The 18,893-nt window shown below is 64.6% G+C and carries 19 protein-coding genes; 15 read left to right on the forward strand and 4 right to left on the reverse strand.

Features of this window, described 5'->3' with window-relative positions; genetic code table 11:
* Positions 1-48: 48 nt before the first annotated feature.
* Positions 49-480, forward strand: coding sequence for a hypothetical protein (locus AC1DW9_RS20325; protein WP_476855168.1), 432 nt, complete (start codon positions 49-51; stop codon positions 478-480).
* 103 nt (positions 481-583) lie between these two features.
* Here AC1DW9_RS20325 and AC1DW9_RS20330 read toward each other — a convergent pair whose 3' ends face one another.
* On the reverse strand, positions 584-1,399 hold the full coding sequence (locus AC1DW9_RS20330) for an enoyl-CoA hydratase (RefSeq protein ID WP_476776358.1): 816 nt from the start codon (positions 1,397-1,399) through the stop codon (positions 584-586).
* 103 nt (positions 1,400-1,502) lie between these two features.
* Between AC1DW9_RS20330 and AC1DW9_RS20335 the strand changes: the two genes are divergently transcribed.
* The 7 genes from AC1DW9_RS20335 to argC all read left to right on the forward strand — a co-directional run bounded on the left by AC1DW9_RS20335 (position 1,503) and on the right by argC (position 6,655).
* Positions 1,503-1,919 carry a PaaI family thioesterase gene (locus tag AC1DW9_RS20335; RefSeq protein WP_476770806.1) on the forward strand — a complete coding sequence of 139 codons (417 nt, stop codon included), beginning with the start codon at positions 1,503-1,505 and terminating at the stop codon, positions 1,917-1,919.
* Between the two features lie 284 nt (positions 1,920-2,203).
* Positions 2,204-2,665 carry a 50S ribosomal protein L13 gene (gene rplM / locus AC1DW9_RS20340; protein WP_113516586.1) on the forward strand — a complete coding sequence of 154 codons (462 nt, stop codon included), beginning with the start codon at positions 2,204-2,206 and terminating at the stop codon, positions 2,663-2,665.
* Between the two features lie 2 nt (positions 2,666-2,667).
* On the forward strand, positions 2,668-3,147 hold the full coding sequence (gene rpsI / locus AC1DW9_RS20345; RefSeq protein WP_043232079.1) for a 30S ribosomal protein S9: 480 nt from the start codon (positions 2,668-2,670) through the stop codon (positions 3,145-3,147).
* 96 nt (positions 3,148-3,243) lie between these two features.
* Positions 3,244-4,002 carry an SDR family oxidoreductase gene (locus AC1DW9_RS20350; protein ID WP_476770805.1) on the forward strand — a complete coding sequence of 253 codons (759 nt, stop codon included), beginning with the start codon at positions 3,244-3,246 and terminating at the stop codon, positions 4,000-4,002.
* Positions 4,003-4,148: 146 nt separating this feature from the next.
* Positions 4,149-4,394, forward strand: coding sequence for a hypothetical protein (locus AC1DW9_RS20355; RefSeq protein WP_476770804.1), 246 nt, complete (start codon positions 4,149-4,151; stop codon positions 4,392-4,394).
* Between the two features lie 21 nt (positions 4,395-4,415).
* Entirely contained in the window at positions 4,416-5,375 is a 960-nt protein-coding gene (gene speB, locus AC1DW9_RS20360; RefSeq protein ID WP_476776359.1) for an agmatinase, read from the forward strand.
* Positions 5,376-5,722: 347 nt separating this feature from the next.
* Positions 5,723-6,655, forward strand: a complete 933-nt coding sequence (argC, locus tag AC1DW9_RS20365; RefSeq protein WP_476770802.1) for an N-acetyl-gamma-glutamyl-phosphate reductase — start codon at positions 5,723-5,725, stop codon at positions 6,653-6,655.
* A gap of 372 nt (positions 6,656-7,027) precedes the next feature.
* Here the strand turns inward: argC and AC1DW9_RS20370 are convergent, their stop codons facing one another.
* Positions 7,028-7,876 carry a fumarylacetoacetate hydrolase family protein gene (locus AC1DW9_RS20370; RefSeq protein WP_441508362.1) on the reverse strand — a complete coding sequence of 283 codons (849 nt, stop codon included), beginning with the start codon at positions 7,874-7,876 and terminating at the stop codon, positions 7,028-7,030.
* 431 nt (positions 7,877-8,307) lie between these two features.
* Between AC1DW9_RS20370 and AC1DW9_RS20375 the strand changes: the two genes are divergently transcribed.
* Positions 8,308-9,669: an OmpP1/FadL family transporter gene (locus AC1DW9_RS20375; protein ID WP_441490928.1), complete on the forward strand. Its 1,362-nt coding sequence runs from the start codon at positions 8,308-8,310 to the stop codon at positions 9,667-9,669.
* Positions 9,670-9,750: 81 nt separating this feature from the next.
* On the opposite strand, the gene phaC is transcribed toward AC1DW9_RS20375, so the two are convergent.
* Positions 9,751-11,574, reverse strand: a complete 1,824-nt coding sequence (phaC, locus tag AC1DW9_RS20380; RefSeq protein WP_441490927.1) for a class I poly(R)-hydroxyalkanoic acid synthase — start codon at positions 11,572-11,574, stop codon at positions 9,751-9,753.
* Positions 11,575-11,690: 116 nt separating this feature from the next.
* Between phaC and AC1DW9_RS20385 the strand changes: the two genes are divergently transcribed.
* The 6 genes from AC1DW9_RS20385 (at position 11,691) to glpX (ending at position 17,730) form a co-directional block, all read left to right on the forward strand.
* Positions 11,691-12,041: a hypothetical protein gene (locus AC1DW9_RS20385; protein WP_441490926.1), complete on the forward strand. Its 351-nt coding sequence runs from the start codon at positions 11,691-11,693 to the stop codon at positions 12,039-12,041.
* Between the two features lie 198 nt (positions 12,042-12,239).
* A complete protein-coding gene (blaOXA, locus tag AC1DW9_RS20390) occupies positions 12,240-13,076 on the forward strand; it encodes a class D beta-lactamase (protein WP_476770309.1) in 837 nt (278 codons plus the stop codon).
* A gap of 188 nt (positions 13,077-13,264) precedes the next feature.
* Positions 13,265-14,485 carry an LL-diaminopimelate aminotransferase gene (locus AC1DW9_RS20395; protein WP_441490925.1) on the forward strand — a complete coding sequence of 407 codons (1,221 nt, stop codon included), beginning with the start codon at positions 13,265-13,267 and terminating at the stop codon, positions 14,483-14,485.
* Between the two features lie 77 nt (positions 14,486-14,562).
* Positions 14,563-14,994, forward strand: coding sequence for a hypothetical protein (locus AC1DW9_RS20400; RefSeq protein WP_476770311.1), 432 nt, complete (start codon positions 14,563-14,565; stop codon positions 14,992-14,994).
* Positions 14,995-15,324: 330 nt separating this feature from the next.
* Positions 15,325-16,671 carry a homoserine dehydrogenase gene (locus tag AC1DW9_RS20405; protein WP_441508366.1) on the forward strand — a complete coding sequence of 449 codons (1,347 nt, stop codon included), beginning with the start codon at positions 15,325-15,327 and terminating at the stop codon, positions 16,669-16,671.
* Between the two features lie 63 nt (positions 16,672-16,734).
* A complete protein-coding gene (glpX, locus tag AC1DW9_RS20410; RefSeq protein WP_069881040.1) occupies positions 16,735-17,730 on the forward strand; it encodes a class II fructose-bisphosphatase in 996 nt (331 codons plus the stop codon).
* Between the two features lie 227 nt (positions 17,731-17,957).
* On the opposite strand, the gene AC1DW9_RS20415 is transcribed toward glpX, so the two are convergent.
* Positions 17,958-18,851 (reverse strand): LysR family transcriptional regulator, encoded by an 894-nt coding sequence (locus AC1DW9_RS20415; RefSeq protein ID WP_476776360.1) that lies wholly within the window; start codon positions 18,849-18,851, stop codon positions 17,958-17,960.
* Positions 18,852-18,893: the final 42 nt, after the last annotated feature.

Below are 18,893 nucleotides of genomic sequence, written 5' to 3' on the forward strand. Positions count from 1 at the left end.
CACAGGGCGAACAACCCCGGTTGTTCCGTCATGAAAGGAGGGTCTACCATGTGCGACTATAGCCTGCACAATGTGATGTCCACTCCCGCCAAAGTGGGCGACGAACTGACGACCACCAGCTTCCCGAATTCGAGCACGCGCGGGTTCTGCACCTCGGCACAGCCGGAGGTTGCGGTCTGCGTGCTGCCCGGCACGGAGCTGGCGTTCGCGAGCGAGATCGAGTGCGATAGGGTGGTCGGCTTCCTGCCGCATCGCAAGATGGCAGCGACGATGGCCCGCTTCCGTCAGATCGATCTCGACAAGCCCTATGCGCATCACGATGCGCTCGAGCTGCCCGACGGGYAGGTCATTCTGCTGACGAACCTGTCTACGGGACAAAAGGCGACCGTTTTGCAGTTGCCAGCCGTGCCGCAGCCGGAAGAAGAGACCAAGGAGCACCTGCAAACCGAGATGCCGGAGCACTTCCCCGCGATCCTGTGAACAGGCGCCTGATGGATAGCTGCACGCGGCGTGTCACGGTTGTCGCCGCGTGCGGCGCTGATTCCGGCTTGATGGAGAGGGCCCGACTGAGGCTCCTGAGCCGCTAGTTGCCGTTCCAGACCGGCTGGCGTTTCCCCATGAAGGCGCCGATCCCTTCCTCGGCGTCGCGGGCGAGCATGTTCTCGACCATGACCGCCGATGCGTGATCATAGGCTGCGGCGAGGCCCATCTCGCGCTGCTGGTAGAAGGCGCGCTTGCCGACCTTCACCGTGGCAGTCGATTTCGATGCGATCACGCCCGCCAGTCGCAAGGCCTCCGCAAGCGCTACGCCCGCCGGAACGACCCGGTTGACCAGCCCCATCCGGGCCGCCTCCTCGGCCGGGACCATCTCGCCCAGCAGCAGCATCTCCAGCGCATGCTTCCCCGCGAGGTTGCGCGAGAGCGCCACCATCGGCGTCGAGCAGAACAGCCCGATATGGACCCCGGGCGTGCAGAACCGCGCCTGCGCGCCGGCGACGGCGAGATCGCAGGTCGCGACGAGCTGGCAGCCCGCAGCGGTCGCCGTGCCTTCCACCGCTGCAATGACGGGCTGGGGCAGGGCGGTGATTTGCTGCATCATGGCCGAGCAGCGGCCAAGGATATCGGTGAAATAGGCGCGGCCACGGTCTGGATCGGCGCGATGCGCGCTCATCTCCTTGAGGTCGTGACCGGCCGAGAAGACCGGGCCGGCGGCCGTCAGCACGACGGCGCGCACCGTATCGTCTGCCGCAATGGCCCCGAAAGCCTCGCTCAACGCGGCCAGCATCGCTTCGCCAAGCGGATTGCGCGCCTGCGGACGGTTCAGCGTCAGTGTCGCGATGCCGTCCTGGTCTGCGCGCAGCAGGACCGGGGCGGTGCCGGGCTCGATATGGGCATTCATGGCATGGCCTTTCGCATCCGTGGCTATTGTCGGAGCCCAACCGTCATGCTGCAAGGGGAGGAGTTTCCCGCTGGCATCCGGTTTCCCGCACATGACACCCCGCATGACGATCTCAGAGGTGGAGACCTATCTCGATCAGGTCTTCCCGCAACTCCATTATGGCGGGCGCACTCATTTCATCGAAGATGTCGGCCCGCTGACGGCGCGCATGCGCTGCGACTATCACGAGCGGCATTTGCGCCCGGGGGGCACGATCTCCGGTCCGACCATGATGGCGCTGGCTGATCTCGCCCTCTATGTCGCGATCCTCGGCCAGATCGGCCCGGTCGGCCTCGCTGTGACGACGAGCCTCAACTACAATTTCCTGCGCAAGCCGGGGCCGGTGGCGCTGATCGCGGACGCCAGGCTGCTCAAGCTCGGCAAGCGGCTCGCCGTCGGAGAGGTCGCGCTGTTCTCGCAGGGCGACAGCGAGATGGTCTGCCATGCGACCGGCACCTACTCGATTCCGTCGGAGCGCTAGGAGTCGAGCGCTGGTCCTGGCCGCAGAACCGTCTCCGTGGGGGAATCGGAGCGTCGGGAGAAGCGCAGGGAAAGGGATGATCCTGCCGGACCTCGCAGGATCGCTGGAACGGAATGCGGTATCTAAATACCGTTTTTGCCATTGCACTGAAAACAATGCGATTTTTCGCCTTGGACCGTGATCGTGGTGCTTGACAGTACGGCAGCTTGCCCCTATCCACCGCCCCACACCGCCGCCGGCCTTCCGGCGGCTTGTCCTTTTTCAAGCAACCGAAGGGTGCCGCGATGAAGACCGTCTCGCTCAAGCCCGCCGACGTCGAGAAGAAGTGGGTTGTGATCGATGCCTCCGGGCTGGTCGTTGGTCGTCTCGCCTCCGTTGTGGCGATGCGTCTGCGCGGCAAGCACAAGGCCGCCTACACCCCGCATGTCGACTGTGGCGACAACATCATCGTCATCAACGCCGAGAAGGTGGTCCTGACGGGTCGCAAGCGCGACCAGAAGGTCTACTACCATCACACCGGCTTCCCGGGTGGTATCAAGGAGCGTTCCGCCAAGTTCCTGCTCGAAGGCCGCTTCCCTGAGCGCGTCGTCGAGAAGGCTGTCGAGCGCATGCTGCCGCGCGGCCCGCTGTTCCGCCAGATCCTGGGCAACCTGCGCGTCTACAAGGGCGCTGAGCACCCCCACGCCGCCCAGTCGCCGGAGGCGCTCGACGTCGCCGCGCTCAACAGCAAGAATGCGAGGCTCTGATCATGGCTGAGGTTCTTCAGTCTCTCGAGCAGCTCGGCCAGGTCGCCAAGACGGCTCAGCCCGACGCTCCCGTTCACGTCAAGAAGGTCGATGCGCAGGGCCGCGCCTAYGCCACCGGCAAGCGCAAGAACGCCATCGCCCGCGTCTGGATCAAGCCGGGCTCCGGCAAGATCACGGTCAACACCCGCGACCAGGAAGTCTACTTCGCTCGTCCGGTGCTGCGCCTGATCCTGCAGCAGCCGCTGATGATCGTCGACCGCATGACCCAGTACGACGTCGTCGTCACGGTCAAGGGCGGCGGTCTCTCCGGCCAGGCCGGCGCTGTGCGCCACGGCATCTCCAAGGCCCTGACCTTCTACGAGCCGGAACTGCGCGGTCCGCTCAAGAAGGAAGGCTTCCTGACCCGCGACTCGCGCGTCGTCGAGCGTAAGAAGTTCGGTAAGGCCAAGGCCCGCCGCAGCTTCCAGTTCTCGAAGCGCTGATCCGGCTCACGCAGTCTGGCTATGCTTACAGGGCGGCTCGCAAGAGCCGCCCTTTTCGTATTGGCTTCAGCTCCGCACCAGCTGGAGTCGCCGCCGATGAGCGCTACCCGTCCCGTTCTTCTCGTTACCGGAGGCAGCCGCGGCATCGGCGCCGCCATCTCAGTCATGGCGGCCGGTCGTGGCTATGATGTCGCCGTCAACTACCAGCGCGACGCGGCCGCGGCCGCAACGGTTGTCGCGGCCTGCAAGGCCGCGGGCGCAAGCGCCGTTGCACTCCAGGGCGACATGTCTGGTGAGGCGGATATCCTGCGCGTCTTCGCCGAGGCGAAGGGGAAGCTCGGGCCCATCGCCCAGGTCGTCAACAATGCAGGCATCACCGGTAAGTCGGGCCCGCTGGCCGAGGCGGACGCAGAGGTCATTCGCAACTGCATCGACGTGAACGTCACCGGCGCGCTGCTGGTCGCGCGTGAAGCGGCACGGGCGCTGCTCGCTCAGCCGGAGCGGAAGGGCAGGGCGATCGTCAACATCTCCTCGGCTGCGGCAACGCTCGGCTCGCCCGGCGAATATGTCTGGTACGCCGCCTCCAAGGGAGCGATTGATACGTTGACGGTTGGTCTGGCGAAGGAGCTTGCTCCAGCCGGCATCCGCGTCAATGCGGTTGCGCCCGGCATTACCGAGACCGAGATCCACGCCCTGTCGACGGGCGAAGCGGGCAGGGTCGAGCGCATCGCGCCGCTCGTTCCCCTGCAGCGGGCGGCGTCTCCGGACGAGATCGCCGAGGCCGTGCTGTTCCTGCTGTCCGAGGCTTCCGCCTATACGACAGGCGTGGTTCTGCGGGTGGCGGGCGGGCGCTGATAGCGCCGGGGCCCTGAACGACAGATTCGGCTGTGACTGCCGCCCGGCGCGGCTGGATCAGGGCAGCGGCCATGCTAAACCGCAGGCTCACGTCTCCGGTTCCAGCCTCCGCCATGCGCATCCTGCTCGTTCTCATTGCTTTCGGAATGATCGCAGTTCCCGCGCTGCTCGCGCTTGCGCGGACGGGGGAGCCGACCGGGCGTCGGGTCGGACGGGCGTTGATCATCTTCCTGACGCCGGCCTTCGCGCTCGGCCTGATCCATGGCGTGCCTGAACTCGATGGCCGCGCCCTGCAGAACCCCATCGCCTGGACCACGTTTCGGCTGGTCCTGACCGGCCTCGCCCTGATCCTGCCCTGGTGCCTCTATGTCTGGCTCACGGGCAGGCGCTGACTTCATTCACGGATTGCTGCCATGACCGAACCCGTCGACACCCCCTCCATCGACCACGCCTTCACCGGCGATCGGCGCGGCCCGGCGCAGGACCCGACCTATGCCGGCGCGCTCTCCTTCATGCGCCGCCGCTACAGCAAGGATGTCGCCGGCTGCGATCTGGTGATCTGGGGCGTGCCCTTCGATCTCGCGGTCTCCAACCGGCCGGGCACGCGCTTTGGACCGCAATCACTGCGCCGCGTCAGTGCGATCTTCGACGGCGATGCCCAGTATCCGTCGCGCATCGACCCGTTCGAGCATCTCTCGGCCGTGGATTACGGCGACTGCTCGCTGCCGCGCAGCGACCTGCTGGGCTGCGCCAAGGCGATCGAGCGCGAATCCGCCGCGATCATCGCCACCGGCGCCCATCTGGTGACGCTCGGCGGCGACCATTTCATCACCCTGCCGCTGCTGCGTGCCCATGTCGCCCGCCATGGCAAGCTGGCGATCGTCCAATTCGATGCGCATCAGGACACCTGGGACGATGGCGTCGGCGCTGTCTCGCATGGCACGTTCATGCTGGAGGCGGTGCGCGAGGGGCTGATCGATGTCGATCGCTCGATCCAGGTCGGCATCCGCACGGTTGCGCCCCGGGATTGCGGCATCCAGGTGCTTGGCGCCTATGAAGCCCATGAGCTCGGCGTCGATGGCGTCGTCGAGCGCATCAAGCAGCGCGTCGGGCAGGGCCCCGCCTATCTCACCTTCGATATCGACGCGCTCGATCCGGCCTTCGCGCCGGGCACGGGCACGCCCGTTGCCGGCGGCTTTACTGCGGCGCAGGCACTGCGCATGGTCTGGGCCATCCGCGATCTCGATTTCCGCGGCATGGACATCGTCGAGATCTCCCCGCCCTATGACCATGCCGACGCGACGGCGATCGCCGGTGCCGCCGTGGCCCAACACTACATCCAGGCGCTGGCGCTGAAGAAGAAGGCCGGTTGAATCGCTGTGCGAGCGGGCTGAATCGACTTACGAGCCGCGTGCACCAAGCGATTCAATCTGTTGGCAAATCTGGCATGACGCAAGCCTTCGCCCCGTCGGGCGAGAGGCTTGCCGTGCCCCGCAGGGCAACGTCGCGTCACATGCCGATTGACAGGGGCGGCGCCCTCCCACATATCAGCGTCATGTTCATGTGCTCGATCCGACGTCGCACCAACCAGGCCGCCCCGGCGCGCCCGCGATGACGCTCGGCTGAACCCCGAATTGTCCGCGAACCGCGCCCGGAGCGCGGTTTTTTTATGCCTGATGCTGACCTATCAATGAGCGCGAGCGCGCTTTCGGAGGCCCTGATGAGCCAGAATCTGAAATCGATCTTCATCGACGGCGAAGCCGGCACCACCGGCCTTGGCATTCGCGACCGGCTGGCAGAGCTGCCGGAGGTCGTCGTGAAGAGCATCGATCCCGACAAGCGCAAGGATCCGGCCGCCCGCAAGGCGATGATGGCCGGGGTTGATCTCGTCGTGCTCTGCCTGCCTGACGAGGCAGCGAAGGAATCGGTGGCGCTCGCCGACGAACTCGGCGCGGACGCTCCCAAGATCGTCGATGCCGCGACTGCCCATCGCGTCGCGCCGGGCTGGGTCTACGGCTTTGCCGAACTCGCCCCCGGCCATGCCGCGGCAATCGCCAATGCCAACCGCGTCTCCAATCCCGGATGCTACCCCACCGGCGGCATCGCCCTGCTGCGGCCGCTGGTCGATGCGGGCCTGCTCGCGCAGGATCATCCGGTGACGGTCAATGCCGTTTCCGGCTATTCCGGCGGCGGCAAGAGCATGATCGAAGCCTATGAGGCGGGCGTCGCCCCGTCCTTCGAGCTCTACGGGCTGGGGCTCAAGCACAAGCACCTGCCGGAGCTGCAGGAATACGCGCGCCTGACCCGGCGGCCGATCTTCGTGCCGTCCGTGGGCAATTTCCGCCAGGGCATGCTCGTCTCGGTACCGCTGCATCTCGACACGCTTCCGGGCAAGCCGAAGGTCGCCGACCTGCACGACGCGCTGGCGGCGCGCTATGCCGGCTCGACCTATGTGAAGGTGGTTCCGGCCGAGGCCGGCGGCAAGCTGGAAGCGGAGTCGCTCAACGACACCAACCAGCTCGAATTGCGGGTCTTCGGCAATGAGGAGCTGCGGCAGGCGGTGCTCGTCGCCAAGCTCGACAATCTCGGCAAGGGCGCCTCGGGCGCTGCGGTCCAGAATATCCGCCTGATGCTCGGGCTCGGCGAAGCTTAGATCATCGAGCCGGATATCGTCCGCAAAGGCGAAAGGCCCGGCCCCAAGCGGGGCCTTCTCCGTTGAGGCAAGGGGAGCAGCGCGGGCAATCCGCTGCGGTCATGACCTATGGTCAGCTGACGGGGTCGTGATGACCCTTTGCCTTGACGTCCCCCAAATGGGGGTAGCCGATATGGGGAGGGATGGCCTCTATCGGGGGATCGGTTGTGCGTAATGTCACGTCGCTGCGGCGACTGGTGGCTTTACGACACGAGACCCGAGACTAGTCCCCGCCGCTTTGGCTGCCTCCATGGCAGCTGTGAGCGACATTATTTGCGGTGTGGGCAACGCCGCCATGGTTGGGTCAAGCAGCCATGGCGGCGTCTTTTTATCTCAGCCCTTGTAGGGGACGAAGTTCTGCTTCTGCGTGCCGAGGCCGTCGATGCCGAGAGCCACGACCTCGCCGCCCTTCAGGAAGCGCGGCGGCTTGAAGCCGAGACCAACGCCGGGCGGAGTGCCGGTGGTGATGACATCACCCGGATCGAGCCGCATGAACTGGCTGATATAGTGCACGAGATAGGCGGCACCGAAGATCATCGTCTTGGTCGAGCCGTTCTGCACGCGCTCGCCATCGACCTCGAGCCACATGCCGAGATTCTGGATATCGGCGATCTCGTCGGGGGTCACCAGCCAGGGGCCGAGCGGGCCGAAGGTCGGGCAGCCCTTGCCCTTGGCCCATTGGCCGCCGCGCTCGGTCTGGAATTCGCGCTCCGAGACGTCGTTGCAGACGCAAAAGCCTGCGATCGCGGCCATGGCGTCCTTCTCGGCGATATAGGAGCCGCCATCGCCGATCACGATCGCAAGCTCGACTTCCCAGTCGGTCTTCTTCGAGTTCTTCGGGATGGTGACGTCGTCATAGGGGCCGACGATGCAGTTCGGCGCCTTGTTGAACAGGATCGGCTCGGCCGGGATCGGCGCGCCGGTCTCAGCCGCATGGTCGGCGAAGTTGAGGCCGACAGCGATGAAATTGCGCACATCGCCGACGCAGGCGCCGATGCGCGGCGTCCCCTGAACCTCGGGGAGCGTTTCGGCATCGAGCGCCTTCAGTGCCGCAAGCGAGGCCGAGGTCAGCGCCTTGCCGGCGATGTCCGGAACCTTGCCTGACAGGTCGCGCAGCACGCCCTTGGAGTCCAGCAGCGCGGGCTTCTCTTGGCCGAAAGCGCCATAACGTACCAGTTTCACGTCGTTTCCCCCGTTTCAATCGATATGATCAAAGGTGCGCGATCCTGTGCGGACGGGGCGCCCGAGGCAAGCGGTTCCTGCGCATGACGCGACTGCACAGGGGGGCCCCGAAACTTGTTGCGGGAATGCAACGGCCGTCGCCAAAGCAAAGGCTTCTGCAACCATTAGACGTAGGCTCGTAGAACTGCCACCTGCGCAAAACTTGTGATAGTTCGCATATAAACGATCTTTTTCACGCGCTGACTTGATCGGCACTGCAGGAATCGGCGGATTTTTAGCCGATTCTGCCTGCTGCGGTGCAAGCACATGGAGAAGCATGGCGAAATTGTGCCGTTCAGGGCGGGATTGCGGCAGAAACGCGAGCGCGGCATGTTCGTCGGCGAAGCGGGTGATTTGCCCGAAAGAACGTCAATCCTAGGGATGGGTACTCGATGAAGAGCATGGTTCGCTACACCGCCGCTGCTACCGTTTCAGTCGCTGCTCTTCTGGTTTCCGGCGTCGCTTCGGCAAGTTCGTTTTCGCTGCGCAGTGGAACGAGTGCCGAGGGCCTCGGCATGGCATTTGCCGGCGCGGCCTCCGGCGGCATCGGCATGGGAGCCATGACCTTCAACCCGGCCACGATCACCATGTTTCCAGGCCGCAACAGCAATTGGAACTTCAGCTACATCGCCCCGAGCGCCAGCTACGATCCGACCTCGCCAACACGGGTGCGGCTGCCTAACGGCGCGATCGTCCCGATCGGCGCCGCTGGAGGAAGCAACCTCGGCACCGGCGAGATCGGCGGCGATGGCGGTTTCGTGCCGGCTTCGTATTCAGCCTGGCAGCTGACCGATCGCCTCTGGATCGGCATGCACACCGGCGTGCCCTTCGGATTGCGCTCGAAACCCGAAAACCAATTCAATGCGTCTCAGATTTACGGCCGCTCGGCGCGCGTCGCGACGATCAACGTTACGCCGACGGTCGGCTACCAGGTGAATGACTGGCTCGCCGTGGGCGCAGCGCTCCAGGTGCAGTATTTCAAGACCAATCTGAAGCAGGCAGCTGGCATCACGGCTACGGCGGCCAACACCATCCTCGAAGGCGACTCGATCGATTTCGGTTACAAGCTCGGCGTGACGCTGACCCCGTGGCAGGGAACCAATATCGGCCTGGCCTACCGCTCGATGATCCATCATTCGCTGGAGGGCACGTTCAAGACCCCGGCCGCGGTCCCGCCGATCCTCGCTGCGGGTTCGAACCCGATCAAGGCGAACCTGAATCTGCCCGATTCGGTCGTATTCGGCCTCTCCCAGGTCATCAACGACCAGTGGCAAGCTCACCTTGGTGTCGAATGGACGAACTGGAGCCGTTTCCGTCGCATTCCCGTGGTCGCCAGCAATTTTGGCGTTCCTTTCACCAGCCTGAACTTCCAGTATGACGACAGCTGGTACTTCGCGGCGGGTCTCGAATACAAATACAACCGCGATCTGACCCTTCGCGCCGGTGTCGGTTACGAGCTTTCGGCCGTGAACGACGAGAACCGCACGGTCTTCATCTCGGATAATGACCGCCTCTGGTTATCGACAGGCTTCAGCTATCAGGTCTCGGATAGGATCAAGTTCGACCTGGGCTATACCTACCTCCACGTCCAGAATGCGAGCGTGAACTATTCCGGAGCGCATCCGCAGCAGGGCGCGGTTCTCTACACGGCCGAGGCCAAGCCGCATGTTCATGTCGTTTCCGCCGGCATCACCTATCGTTGGGACAATCCGCAGGAGACGATCCCGATGCGCCCGGTGGTGCGGAAGAACTGATCGACGTACCCAATTCTGCGAAAAGCCGGCCCTTGGGCCGGCTTTTTTGTGATCCGGAAGGTCATCCGGCTCCGAAGGGGCTCAAACCCTGATCTTGACGTAGCTTCCAGGCGCGTCCTCGAGCGGCGCCAGTGCGCCGTCGCCCGGCTCGCGCGCCGGCAGTGTCTTCGGCGCCTGCGAAGTCAGCCAGCCGAGCCAATGCGGCCACCAGGAACCGGGGTGTTCGACGGCGCCCTTGGCCCAATCGGCGAACACGCCCTCGGGTTTGCCCCCGGTCCAGTACTGGTACTTCACCTTGCCAGGCGGGTTGATCACCCCCGCGATATGGCCGGAGCCCGCCATGACATAGTCGACCGGCCCGCCGAAACATTGCGAGCCGATGAAGACGGACTGGGCCGGAGCAATGTGGTCTTCCTTGGCGGCGAGGTTGTAGACGGGAATCTTCACCGCCTTCAGATCGAGCGTCTTCCCGCCGATCGTCATCTCACCCTTGGAGAGCCGGTTCTCCAGATAGCAGCCGCGCAGATAGAAGGAATGGTTGGCGGCCGGCATGCGCGTCGAATCGGAGTTCCAGTAGAGCAGGTCGAACGCGGTCGGGAGCTTGCCCTTCAGGTAGTTGTTGACGGCATAGGACCAGATCAGGTCGTTCGGCCGCAGCATGTTGAAGGCTCCGGCCATGCGCGCGCCGTCGAGATAGCCGCGCTGGGCCATCTGCTCCTCGACGGCGCGGATCTGATCCTCATCGACGAAGACTGAGAGTTCGCCGGCCTTCGAGAAATCGACCTGCGTCGTGAAGAAGGTCGCGCTCTCGATGCGCTTGTCCCTGGTCGCAGCCATATAGGCGAGGGTGACGCCAAGCAGCGTGCCGCCGACGCAATAGCCGATGGCGGTCACGCGCTTTTCGCCGGTCGCCTGCTCGACCGCGTCAAGGGCCTCGAAGATGCCCTCGCGCATATAGCTCTCGAAATCCTTGGCGGCGTGGCGCTCGTCGGGGTTGACCCAGGAGATGCAGAAGACCGTCAGTCCCTGCGCCACGCACCAGCGGATAAAGCTCTTCTCGGCATTGAGATCGAGAATGTAGAACTTGTTGATCCAGGGCGGCACGATCAGCAGGGGGCGCTTGAAGACCTGCTCGGTCGACGGTGCGTACTGGATCAGCTCCATGATCTCGTTGCGATAGATGACCTTGCCGGGCGTCGTGGCGATATTGACGCCGACCTCAAAGGCACGCCCGTCCGACTGGCGGATCTTGAGTTCGCCGCCTCCGGCTTCGACATCCTCGGCCAGCATCTTCATCCCGCGCACGAGATTCTCGCCGTTCTGCTTGAGCGTCTCGCGCAGGAGTTCGGGATTCGTTGCGACGAAATTCGAGGGCGAAAGCGCGCTGGCGATCTGCTTGACGTAGAAGCGCGCCTTCTCACGGGTATGCGGGTCAAGGTCCTCGGCGCGATCAACCATAGACTCGGCCCAGCGCGAGCCGATCAGATAGGCCTGCTTGACGAAATCGAACATCGGGTGGGCCGACCAGTCCGGATCGGCAAAGCGCGCATCGCGCTTGTCGGGCTCGGCGACCGGAGCTGCTTCCTCGCCGCTGGCCCGCTTCAGGGTCGAAGCCCACAAACTCATGAAGTCGCTGGTCAGCGAAGCTTGTGCCTCGATGATCTTGCGCGGGTCCGTGACCCAGCGTTCTGCGACGCGGCCAATGGTCTTGACCATTTCGCTTACCTCGTCGGCGGCGCCGGTCTTCGCCTCGCCGCGCTCGATCGGCTTCAGATAGGCAGCGGTCACCTTCCCGGCCTCTTCCATGAAGCGCCCCATGTTCTGGGCCAGCAGGTCGAAATCCGGCACAGGCGCTTCGTCCGAGCCAGCGGGACCCTTCGGCTTGTCGTCGGCTGGCGGGCACATGAATCGTCTCCCCTTGCCACGTCTTTTGCGGAAGCCCTTGCTTCCTATTTTGGTCCCATTAAGGACGTAAACGATATGGTGTAAAAAGATAATTCTGCAACGCGCCGGACCTGCTCATGTCACTCAACAATCCTACGACAAGGTTCCTGGCGCTGCTGCTGCTCTGCGCCCCATTTCTTGCCGGCTGTGCGGGGGATGGCGTGAAGGGTGTCGCCGAGGCTGCGGGACTGGCGACCACGCCGCAGGAATCGAAGCCCTTCGTCAAGGAGAGCCGCTCGACGGAGCGGGATTACATCTCGGTCGGCACGTCTGCGACGCGCGCTGCACCGCGCAAGCCCGTGGCGGATTTCAAGACGCTCGAAACCAACCTCGAAGCCAAGCGCCTCTCGAATGAGGCTGCCGGCGAACAAGCCAAGTCCCTCGGCGCGACCGCGCCGCCAGCGCCGGCCGTGGTTCCGACCAACTAATCGGCGATTCGATTAGCCGCCTATTCTATTGGGCGGAAGTCGACTCGGCTGGCTCGTCCCGTCTGGCTCCTGCAATCTGCCGGGCAGGGCAGCCTTCACCAATCGGTTAGGTTAATTCGAGTTAGTCGGAATCGCGCCATATCCCGGACGGGCCGGCTCGCTAGGGCAGGGGCGTTGCCGTTCCGGAGACCGTGCCCCATGGCGCAAGCGGACCATCGTTCATTCTCCTTCGCCGCAGCCATGCTGATCGCGGGCGCAATGCTGCCCAATTCTGCGCAGGCTCAGACTGTCCCCGTGAAGCCGTATCTCGATTGCACGCTCATTCTCGAGGCGGCATCGGGAAAGACGCTCCACCGCGAAGGAACCTGCGACAAGCGCTTCAGCCCCGCATCGACCTTCAAGGTGCCGCTTGCTGCGATCGGTTACGACGCGGGCATTCTCGAAGACCAGCACAAGCCCCTCTGGGACTATCAACCGCGATTCAACGCGGTGGCGCGGGATCGCAAGCCGGTCGACCCGACGATCTGGGAGGCGGATTCGGTTATCTGGTACTCGCGCGAAATGACCGCCCGGCTCGGGCCCAGGAGCTTCGCAGCCCATGTCGCGAAGCTCGGCTATGGCAACGGCGATGTCTCGGGTGATCGCGGGCAGAACAATGGCCTGACCCATTCCTGGATCTCGTCGTCGCTGACCATCTCGCCAGAGGAGCAGACGGGCTTCCTGAGGCGCCTCCTGTCCGGCTCGCTGCCGGTTTCCGGCAAGGCCCATGAGATGACCAGGGCGATCCTTCCCAGCTTCAGCGCCGGAGACTGGACGGTGAAAGGCAAGACCGGCAGCATCTGGCTTCGGAACGCTGCAGGCGAAATCGATCGGAAGCGGCCTCTCGGCTGGTTCGTCGGCTGGGCCGACAACAAGGACAGGCGCGTCGTCTTCGCGCGCCTGCTGATCGGCGCGGAACGCACGGATGGCATACCCGGCCGGAAGCTCCGCGACGCCTTTCTGAAGGAACTGCCGGTTCTGATGAAGGCCAAATGAGCGGCACGAAGGCTGCGGCCGGAAGGGGCATGCCGCTAGGAGAGGCCCGAGCCGCCCCTGCCACGCTGGCGTCTTTCGTCGAAAATTGCGTCTTACGGCCTGTCCTGACCGAAGATGCGATGCTAAGGGCAGTCAACGCACAATTGTGACGAGCCGGTTCTCGCGGCGCGTCCAGGGACATGTTCGAAATGACCGATTTTCATCGCATCAAACGCCTGCCGCCCTATGTTTTCGAACAGGTCAACAAGATCAAGGCGGCCGAACGAGCCAAGGGCGTCGATATCATCGACCTCGGCATGGGCAATCCCGATCTGCCGGCGCCGAAACATGTCATCGAGAAGCTGGTCGAAACCGCCGGCAAGCCGCGCACGGACCGTTACTCCGCTTCAAAGGGCATTGCCGGCCTGCGCCGCGCCCAGGCGCATTATTACGCGCGCCGTTTTGGCGTGAAGCTGAACCCCGACACCCAGGTGGTCGCGACACTGGGCTCGAAGGAAGGCTTCGCCAATATGGCGCAGGCGATCACCGGCCCCGGCGACGTCGTGCTCGTGCCGAATCCGAGCTATCCGATTCATGCCTTCGGCTTCCTGATGGCAGGCGGTGTCATCCGCTCCGTTCCCGCAGAGCCGACTCCGGCCTTCTTCCCCGCCTTGGAGCGGGCGATGATCCACTCGGTGCCGAAGCCGATCGCACTCGTGACCTGCTATCCGGCGAACCCGACCGCCTATACCGCCTCGCTCGATTTCTACCGCGACCTCGTCGCCTTCGCGAAGAAGCACGAGCTGATTCTGCTGTCCGATCTCGCCTATGCCGAGGTCTATTTCGACGAGAACGACCCGCCGCCCTCGATGTTGCAGGTGCCGGGCGCCATGGACGTCACGGTCGAGTTCACGTCGATGTCGAAGACCTTCTCGATGGCCGGCTGGCGCATGGGCTTTGCCGTTGGCAACGAGCGCCTGCTCGCGGCGCTGGCGCGGGTCAAGTCCTATCTCGACTACGGCGCCTATACGCCGATCCAAGTTGCCGCAGCCGCCGCCCTGAATGGCCCGGACGATTGCATCCGCGAAATGCGCGAGATCTATCGCAAGCGGCGCGACGCGCTTGTCGAAAGCTTCGGCAAGGCCGGCTGGGACTTCCCCGCACCGCAGGCCTCGATGTTCGCCTGGGTGGCGATCCCGGAGAAGTTCCGCCATCTCGGCTCGCTCGAGTTCTCGAAGCTGCTGATCGAGAAGGCGGAGGTCGCCGTCGCGCCCGGCATTGGCTTTGGCGAACATGGCGACGATTTCGTCCGCATCGCCATCGTCGAGAACGAGCAGCGCATCCGGCAGGCGGCCCGGAATATCGGCCGCTTCCTCAAGGGCGCGGATCAAACGCTTCACAACGTCATCCAGATATCCAAAGCTGGGTAAGCTGAGCTAAGACGAGTGCGCGATGGCCGGCGCAGACGCGCCGCCATCGGTCTTGCAGTTGAGGGCAGGGGCTCGGCATGTTCAGCAAAGGCCGTTTGATCGGCATCGGTTTTGGCCTGTTCGCGCTGGTCTGCCTCGTCGTCACCTATGATTACTCGCGCGGACGCAACACGCAGACGAACTCGCCGCTGGTGTCCGATATTCTCACCGCGACTCGCTCCAACGAATGCGGCCGGGACGCGACGGAGATTGCCGCGCGCTATTTCCCCCTGGGGCTGGAACAGGCCGAAGCCGAACAGCGCCTGGGCACGATCAGCATTGTGCCGCCTGCCGCCTGGTTCTGGCGCCCCGTAGTCGAGAACGCGACGACCTGGACCGGACCGACGCTGGAAGCGCTGCACACCATCAAGACCACGGCCTTCGGCAATCAGCTGCTGCGGCTGCATCTGACCTTTGCCGATGGCAAGCTGAAACGGCTCGCAGCCGAGGTCGTCTGCCGGTTCGACTGACCAGCGACCCAAGCCCGCACCAGCCTCCAGCCGTTTGATATCCGTTTCGCAGTCACGCGCTCCAGCGTACGGTTCTTCAGCCTGGATACGCGCTGAATGACCGGATGCGGCTCGATCCAGCCCCAGATCGAACGTCCTGTCTTACAGGAGCGCGCCATGGCATCGACCGACGAGCTCGAAGGGCGAATCAGCGCACATGTTGTGTCCGCCGTGAGTCCTTGATCGCTTCCCGTTCCTGAGCTGAGAAACTGCGCGCGTCGCGCCAGGCTTCGTACCGAACCGCGCATCCGCTCCGTTGACTCGCCCGTTGTCGCGTGCGACCCCGACGGCATGACGACGCTCGCTTCCTCACCCGGTCCTGCTCCCTTGCGCGTTGGTGTCGCCGGCCTTGGCACGGTCGGCGCTTCGGTGCTGCGCATCCTCAACCGCCAGGAAAACGCCATTGCGGCCCGCTGCGGCCGCGCCGTGCGTGTGACGGCCGTTTCGGCCCGCGACCGAACCCGTGATCGCGGCATCGATCTCACCGGCTACACCTGGTTCGACGATCCGGTCGAGCTGGCGCGCTCGTCGCAGATCGATTGCTTCGTCGAACTCGTCGGCGGTTCGGACGGCGTCGCCAAGGCTGCGGTCGAGGCCGCTCTGTCCTCCGGCAAATCGGTGGTGACGGCGAACAAGGCGCTGCTTGCGCATCACGGCGTCGCGCTTGCCGCGCTGGCTGAAGAGAAGGGCGTGGCGCTTGCGTTCGAAGCCTCCTCCGCCGGCGGTATTCCGGTGGTCAAGACGCTGCGCGAGGCGCTCTCCGGGAACAATGTTTCGCGGCTCTATGGCATCCTCAACGGCACCTGCAATTACATCCTCTCGCGCATGGAGCTGGAGGGGCTGACCTTCGAGGCCTGCCTCAAGGATGCCCAGCGTCTCGGTTATGCCGAGGCCGACCCGACCTTCGATGTCGAGGGTTACGACACAGCCCATAAGCTCGCCATTCTGACCAGCCTCGCATTCGGGGTGAAGATCGACGCCGAAGCGATTCATGTGGAAGGCATTTCCTCGATCGCGCCGCTCGATCTGAAGATGGCCGACGAGCTCGGCTACCGCATCAAGCTGCTCGGTGTCGCCGAGCGCACTCGCACCGGAATCGAACAGCGCGTGCACCCGACAATGGTGCCGAAATCCTCCGCCATCGCGCAGGTCATGGGCGTTACCAATGCGGTGACGATCGATGCCGACGCGGTCCGTGAACTGACCCTGGTCGGTCCCGGTGCCGGTGGCGATCCCACGGCGTCTGCCGTCGTCGCCGATATCACCGATGTCGCGAGCGGCACCTCGGGCTTGCCCTTCGGCCTTCCGGTCTCGCGGCTCGAGCAGCCGGCGCGCACGCCGATGCAGCGTCATGAGGGCGGCTATTACATCCGCCTCGCGGTTGCGGATCGGCCGGGTGCCGCCGCAGCCATCGCCACCCGCATGGCGCAGGCCGATATCTCGCTCGAGAGCATCGTCCAGCATCGTTCGGAAGCCGCCGCCACCCGGGACCCGACGGGGCGTTCCGGAGCGCCGGTGCCGGTCGTACTCATCACCTACGCCACCAGCGAGTCGGCGATCCGCGACGCGCTCGAAAAGGTCACCGCCGACGGTCACATTGCTGAACCGCCGCAGGTGATAAGGATTGAACGGGAATAGGCCTTCGGCGCCTGCGTGTCCGACCTGCCGATTGCCGACTGCTGAATAGTTCGAGGGAGCCTCATGTCCGAACTCACCATCGCCTCATCCCATATCATCGAGCGCTATCTGTCGATGGAACTGGTCCGCGTCACCGAGCGTGCAGCGGTCTCCGCAGCGCGCCTGCGCGGCCATGGCAATGAGAAGGCAGCCGACCAGGCAGCGGTCGATGCCATGCGCCGCGAGCTCAACCGCCTGCCCATCGATGGCGAGATCGTCATCGGCGAGGGCGAGCGCGACGAAGCCCCGATGCTCTTCATCGGCGAGAAGGTCGGCAACCGGCACGGGCCCAAGGTCCACATCGCCGTCGATCCGCTCGAAGGCACGACGCTTTGCGCCAAGGACATGCCCGGCGCCATCGCCGTCATGGCCATGGCTGAAGCCGGCAAGCTGCTTTATGCGCCCGACGTCTACATGGACAAGATCGCGATCGGCCCCGGCTATGCGCAGGGCGTCATCGATCTCGACGCGTCGCCGACCGACAACATCCATGCGCTCGCCAAGGCCAAGGGCGTAAAGCCGCATGAGATCAGCGCACTGGTCATGGACCGTCCGCGCCATGCCAAGCTGATCGAGGAGATCCGCAAGACCGGTGCGTCGATCCGCCTGATCACCGATGGCGACGTCGCCGGCGTGATCTTCTGCACCGAGCCTGCCAAGACCGGCATCGACATCTATATGGGCATTGGCGGCGCGCCCGAGGGCGTGCTGGCGGCGGCTGCGCTGCGCTGCGTCGGCGGCCAGATGCAGGGGCGCCTGATCCTCGACACCGAGGAGAAGCGCAAGCGCGCCCATGGCATGGGCGTCCTGGATCCGAACAAGAAATACGACATGTCCGAAATGGCCTCGGGCGACGTCATCGTGTCTGCCACCGGCGTCACCGACGGCGGCATGCTGTCAGGCGTGAAGTTCGGCAAGGACGTGATCGAGACCGAGACCATCGTCTACCGCTCGATCACCGGCACCGTCCGCCGCATCTATGGCGAGCACCGCGAATTCGGCAAGTTCAAGCTCGATTGAGACGGCGAGGCCGAGCGCCCCGCCAGGACAGGATTTCGAACGACGGCCGGGCATGTCCCGGCCGTTGCTGTTTGGGGGGCAGCTTAGCCGCGCCGCGGGAGCAGGCTCATCCTTGCAGGAACGGCGCCTGGACCATCGGGCCAGATATCGTATCCGGCCGATGATCCAACCTTCCGTGGCTGCATCGGGCTTCCCGAAAACCGAAATCCATTTTTCGGGCCAATGCGTTAGGACGCGATCTCGAGAAAGCGCTGCAGCGTCGGCGAGCTGTTGGCCGCGCGCCAGACTAGGCCGGTTTCGATCTCCGGAGCGGAATCCTGCAGAGGCAGGTAATGCGCCCCGCGCCGGCGCAGGTTGGTCATGGATTGCGGCACCAGCGCGATTCCCATGCCGGCGGCGACGAGCCCGATGATCGTCTGCATCTGGATCGCCTCCTGATGGACGGCAAGGGGCGCGCCATGCTCGGCGAAGTAGCCCGACACGATGTCGTGGAATGCAGGCGCGATATGGCGCGGAAACAGGATGAGCGGCGCGGCCATGATCGCCTCGGCGCGCAAGGTCTCGGCGGTGAAACCCGGGCGGCGGGCCGCGATCCAGGCCTCGGGAACAGCGGCGACCAAGGGCTCGCGCAGGAGCGGGCGATAATTGAGCGTGGCCTGCAGGGCCTTGCGGTCGGGGGCGATGATCATGCCGACGTCGATCTCGTCGGTCAGCACCGCCTCGATCTGGATGTCGCTGGTTGCCTCGCGCAGCGAGACCGCGACATGAGGAAAACTCTGCCGGAACCGGCTGACCATCCCGGGAAGCACGCTGTAATCGGCCGTGCTGACGAAAGCGAGGCGCAGGCTGCCGAGTTCGCCGCGCGAGAGGCGGCGGGCGGTTTCCGGCAACCCCGCGGCCTTGTCGAGAGCGGCACGTGCGTGAGCAAGCCATTCCTGGCCGACGGGCGTCAGGGCGACGCTGCGCTTCGTCCGCACGAAGAGTTGCACGCCCAATTCACTCTCCAGGGCCTGGATCGACTGGCTCAGGGGTGGTTGCGTCATGCCCAGGCGCTCGGCAGCCCGGCCGAAATGCAGCTCTTCTGCGACGGAGAGAAAATGGCGGAGCTGACGGAGGTCCATGGGATCCTCTAATATGCCCTGCGACCTAATGGCGATAGAAAA

Source organism: Allobosea sp. P4_E12 (assembly GCF_056401655.1).

Coding starts and splice junctions, on each gene's coding strand:
- AC1DW9_RS20330 (WP_476776358.1), bottom strand. CDS start 1,399: ATGAATGCCCATATCGAGCCCGGCACCGCCCCGGTCCTGCTGCGCGCA.
- AC1DW9_RS20335 (WP_476770806.1), top strand. CDS start 1,503: ATGACGATCTCAGAGGTGGAGACCTATCTCGATCAGGTCTTCCCGCAA.
- rplM (WP_113516586.1), top strand. CDS start 2,204: ATGAAGACCGTCTCGCTCAAGCCCGCCGACGTCGAGAAGAAGTGGGTT.
- AC1DW9_RS20350 (WP_476770805.1), top strand. CDS start 3,244: ATGAGCGCTACCCGTCCCGTTCTTCTCGTTACCGGAGGCAGCCGCGGC.
- AC1DW9_RS20355 (WP_476770804.1), top strand. CDS start 4,149: ATGATCGCAGTTCCCGCGCTGCTCGCGCTTGCGCGGACGGGGGAGCCG.
- speB (WP_476776359.1), top strand. CDS start 4,416: ATGACCGAACCCGTCGACACCCCCTCCATCGACCACGCCTTCACCGGC.
- argC (WP_476770802.1), top strand. CDS start 5,723: ATGAGCCAGAATCTGAAATCGATCTTCATCGACGGCGAAGCCGGCACC.
- AC1DW9_RS20375 (WP_441490928.1), top strand. CDS start 8,308: ATGAAGAGCATGGTTCGCTACACCGCCGCTGCTACCGTTTCAGTCGCT.
- phaC (WP_441490927.1), bottom strand. CDS start 11,574: ATGTGCCCGCCAGCCGACGACAAGCCGAAGGGTCCCGCTGGCTCGGAC.
- AC1DW9_RS20385 (WP_441490926.1), top strand. CDS start 11,691: ATGTCACTCAACAATCCTACGACAAGGTTCCTGGCGCTGCTGCTGCTC.
- blaOXA (WP_476770309.1), top strand. CDS start 12,240: ATGGCGCAAGCGGACCATCGTTCATTCTCCTTCGCCGCAGCCATGCTG.
- AC1DW9_RS20395 (WP_441490925.1), top strand. CDS start 13,265: ATGACCGATTTTCATCGCATCAAACGCCTGCCGCCCTATGTTTTCGAA.
- AC1DW9_RS20400 (WP_476770311.1), top strand. CDS start 14,563: ATGTTCAGCAAAGGCCGTTTGATCGGCATCGGTTTTGGCCTGTTCGCG.
- AC1DW9_RS20405 (WP_441508366.1), top strand. CDS start 15,325: ATGACGACGCTCGCTTCCTCACCCGGTCCTGCTCCCTTGCGCGTTGGT.
- glpX (WP_069881040.1), top strand. CDS start 16,735: ATGTCCGAACTCACCATCGCCTCATCCCATATCATCGAGCGCTATCTG.
- AC1DW9_RS20415 (WP_476776360.1), bottom strand. CDS start 18,851: ATGGACCTCCGTCAGCTCCGCCATTTTCTCTCCGTCGCAGAAGAGCTG.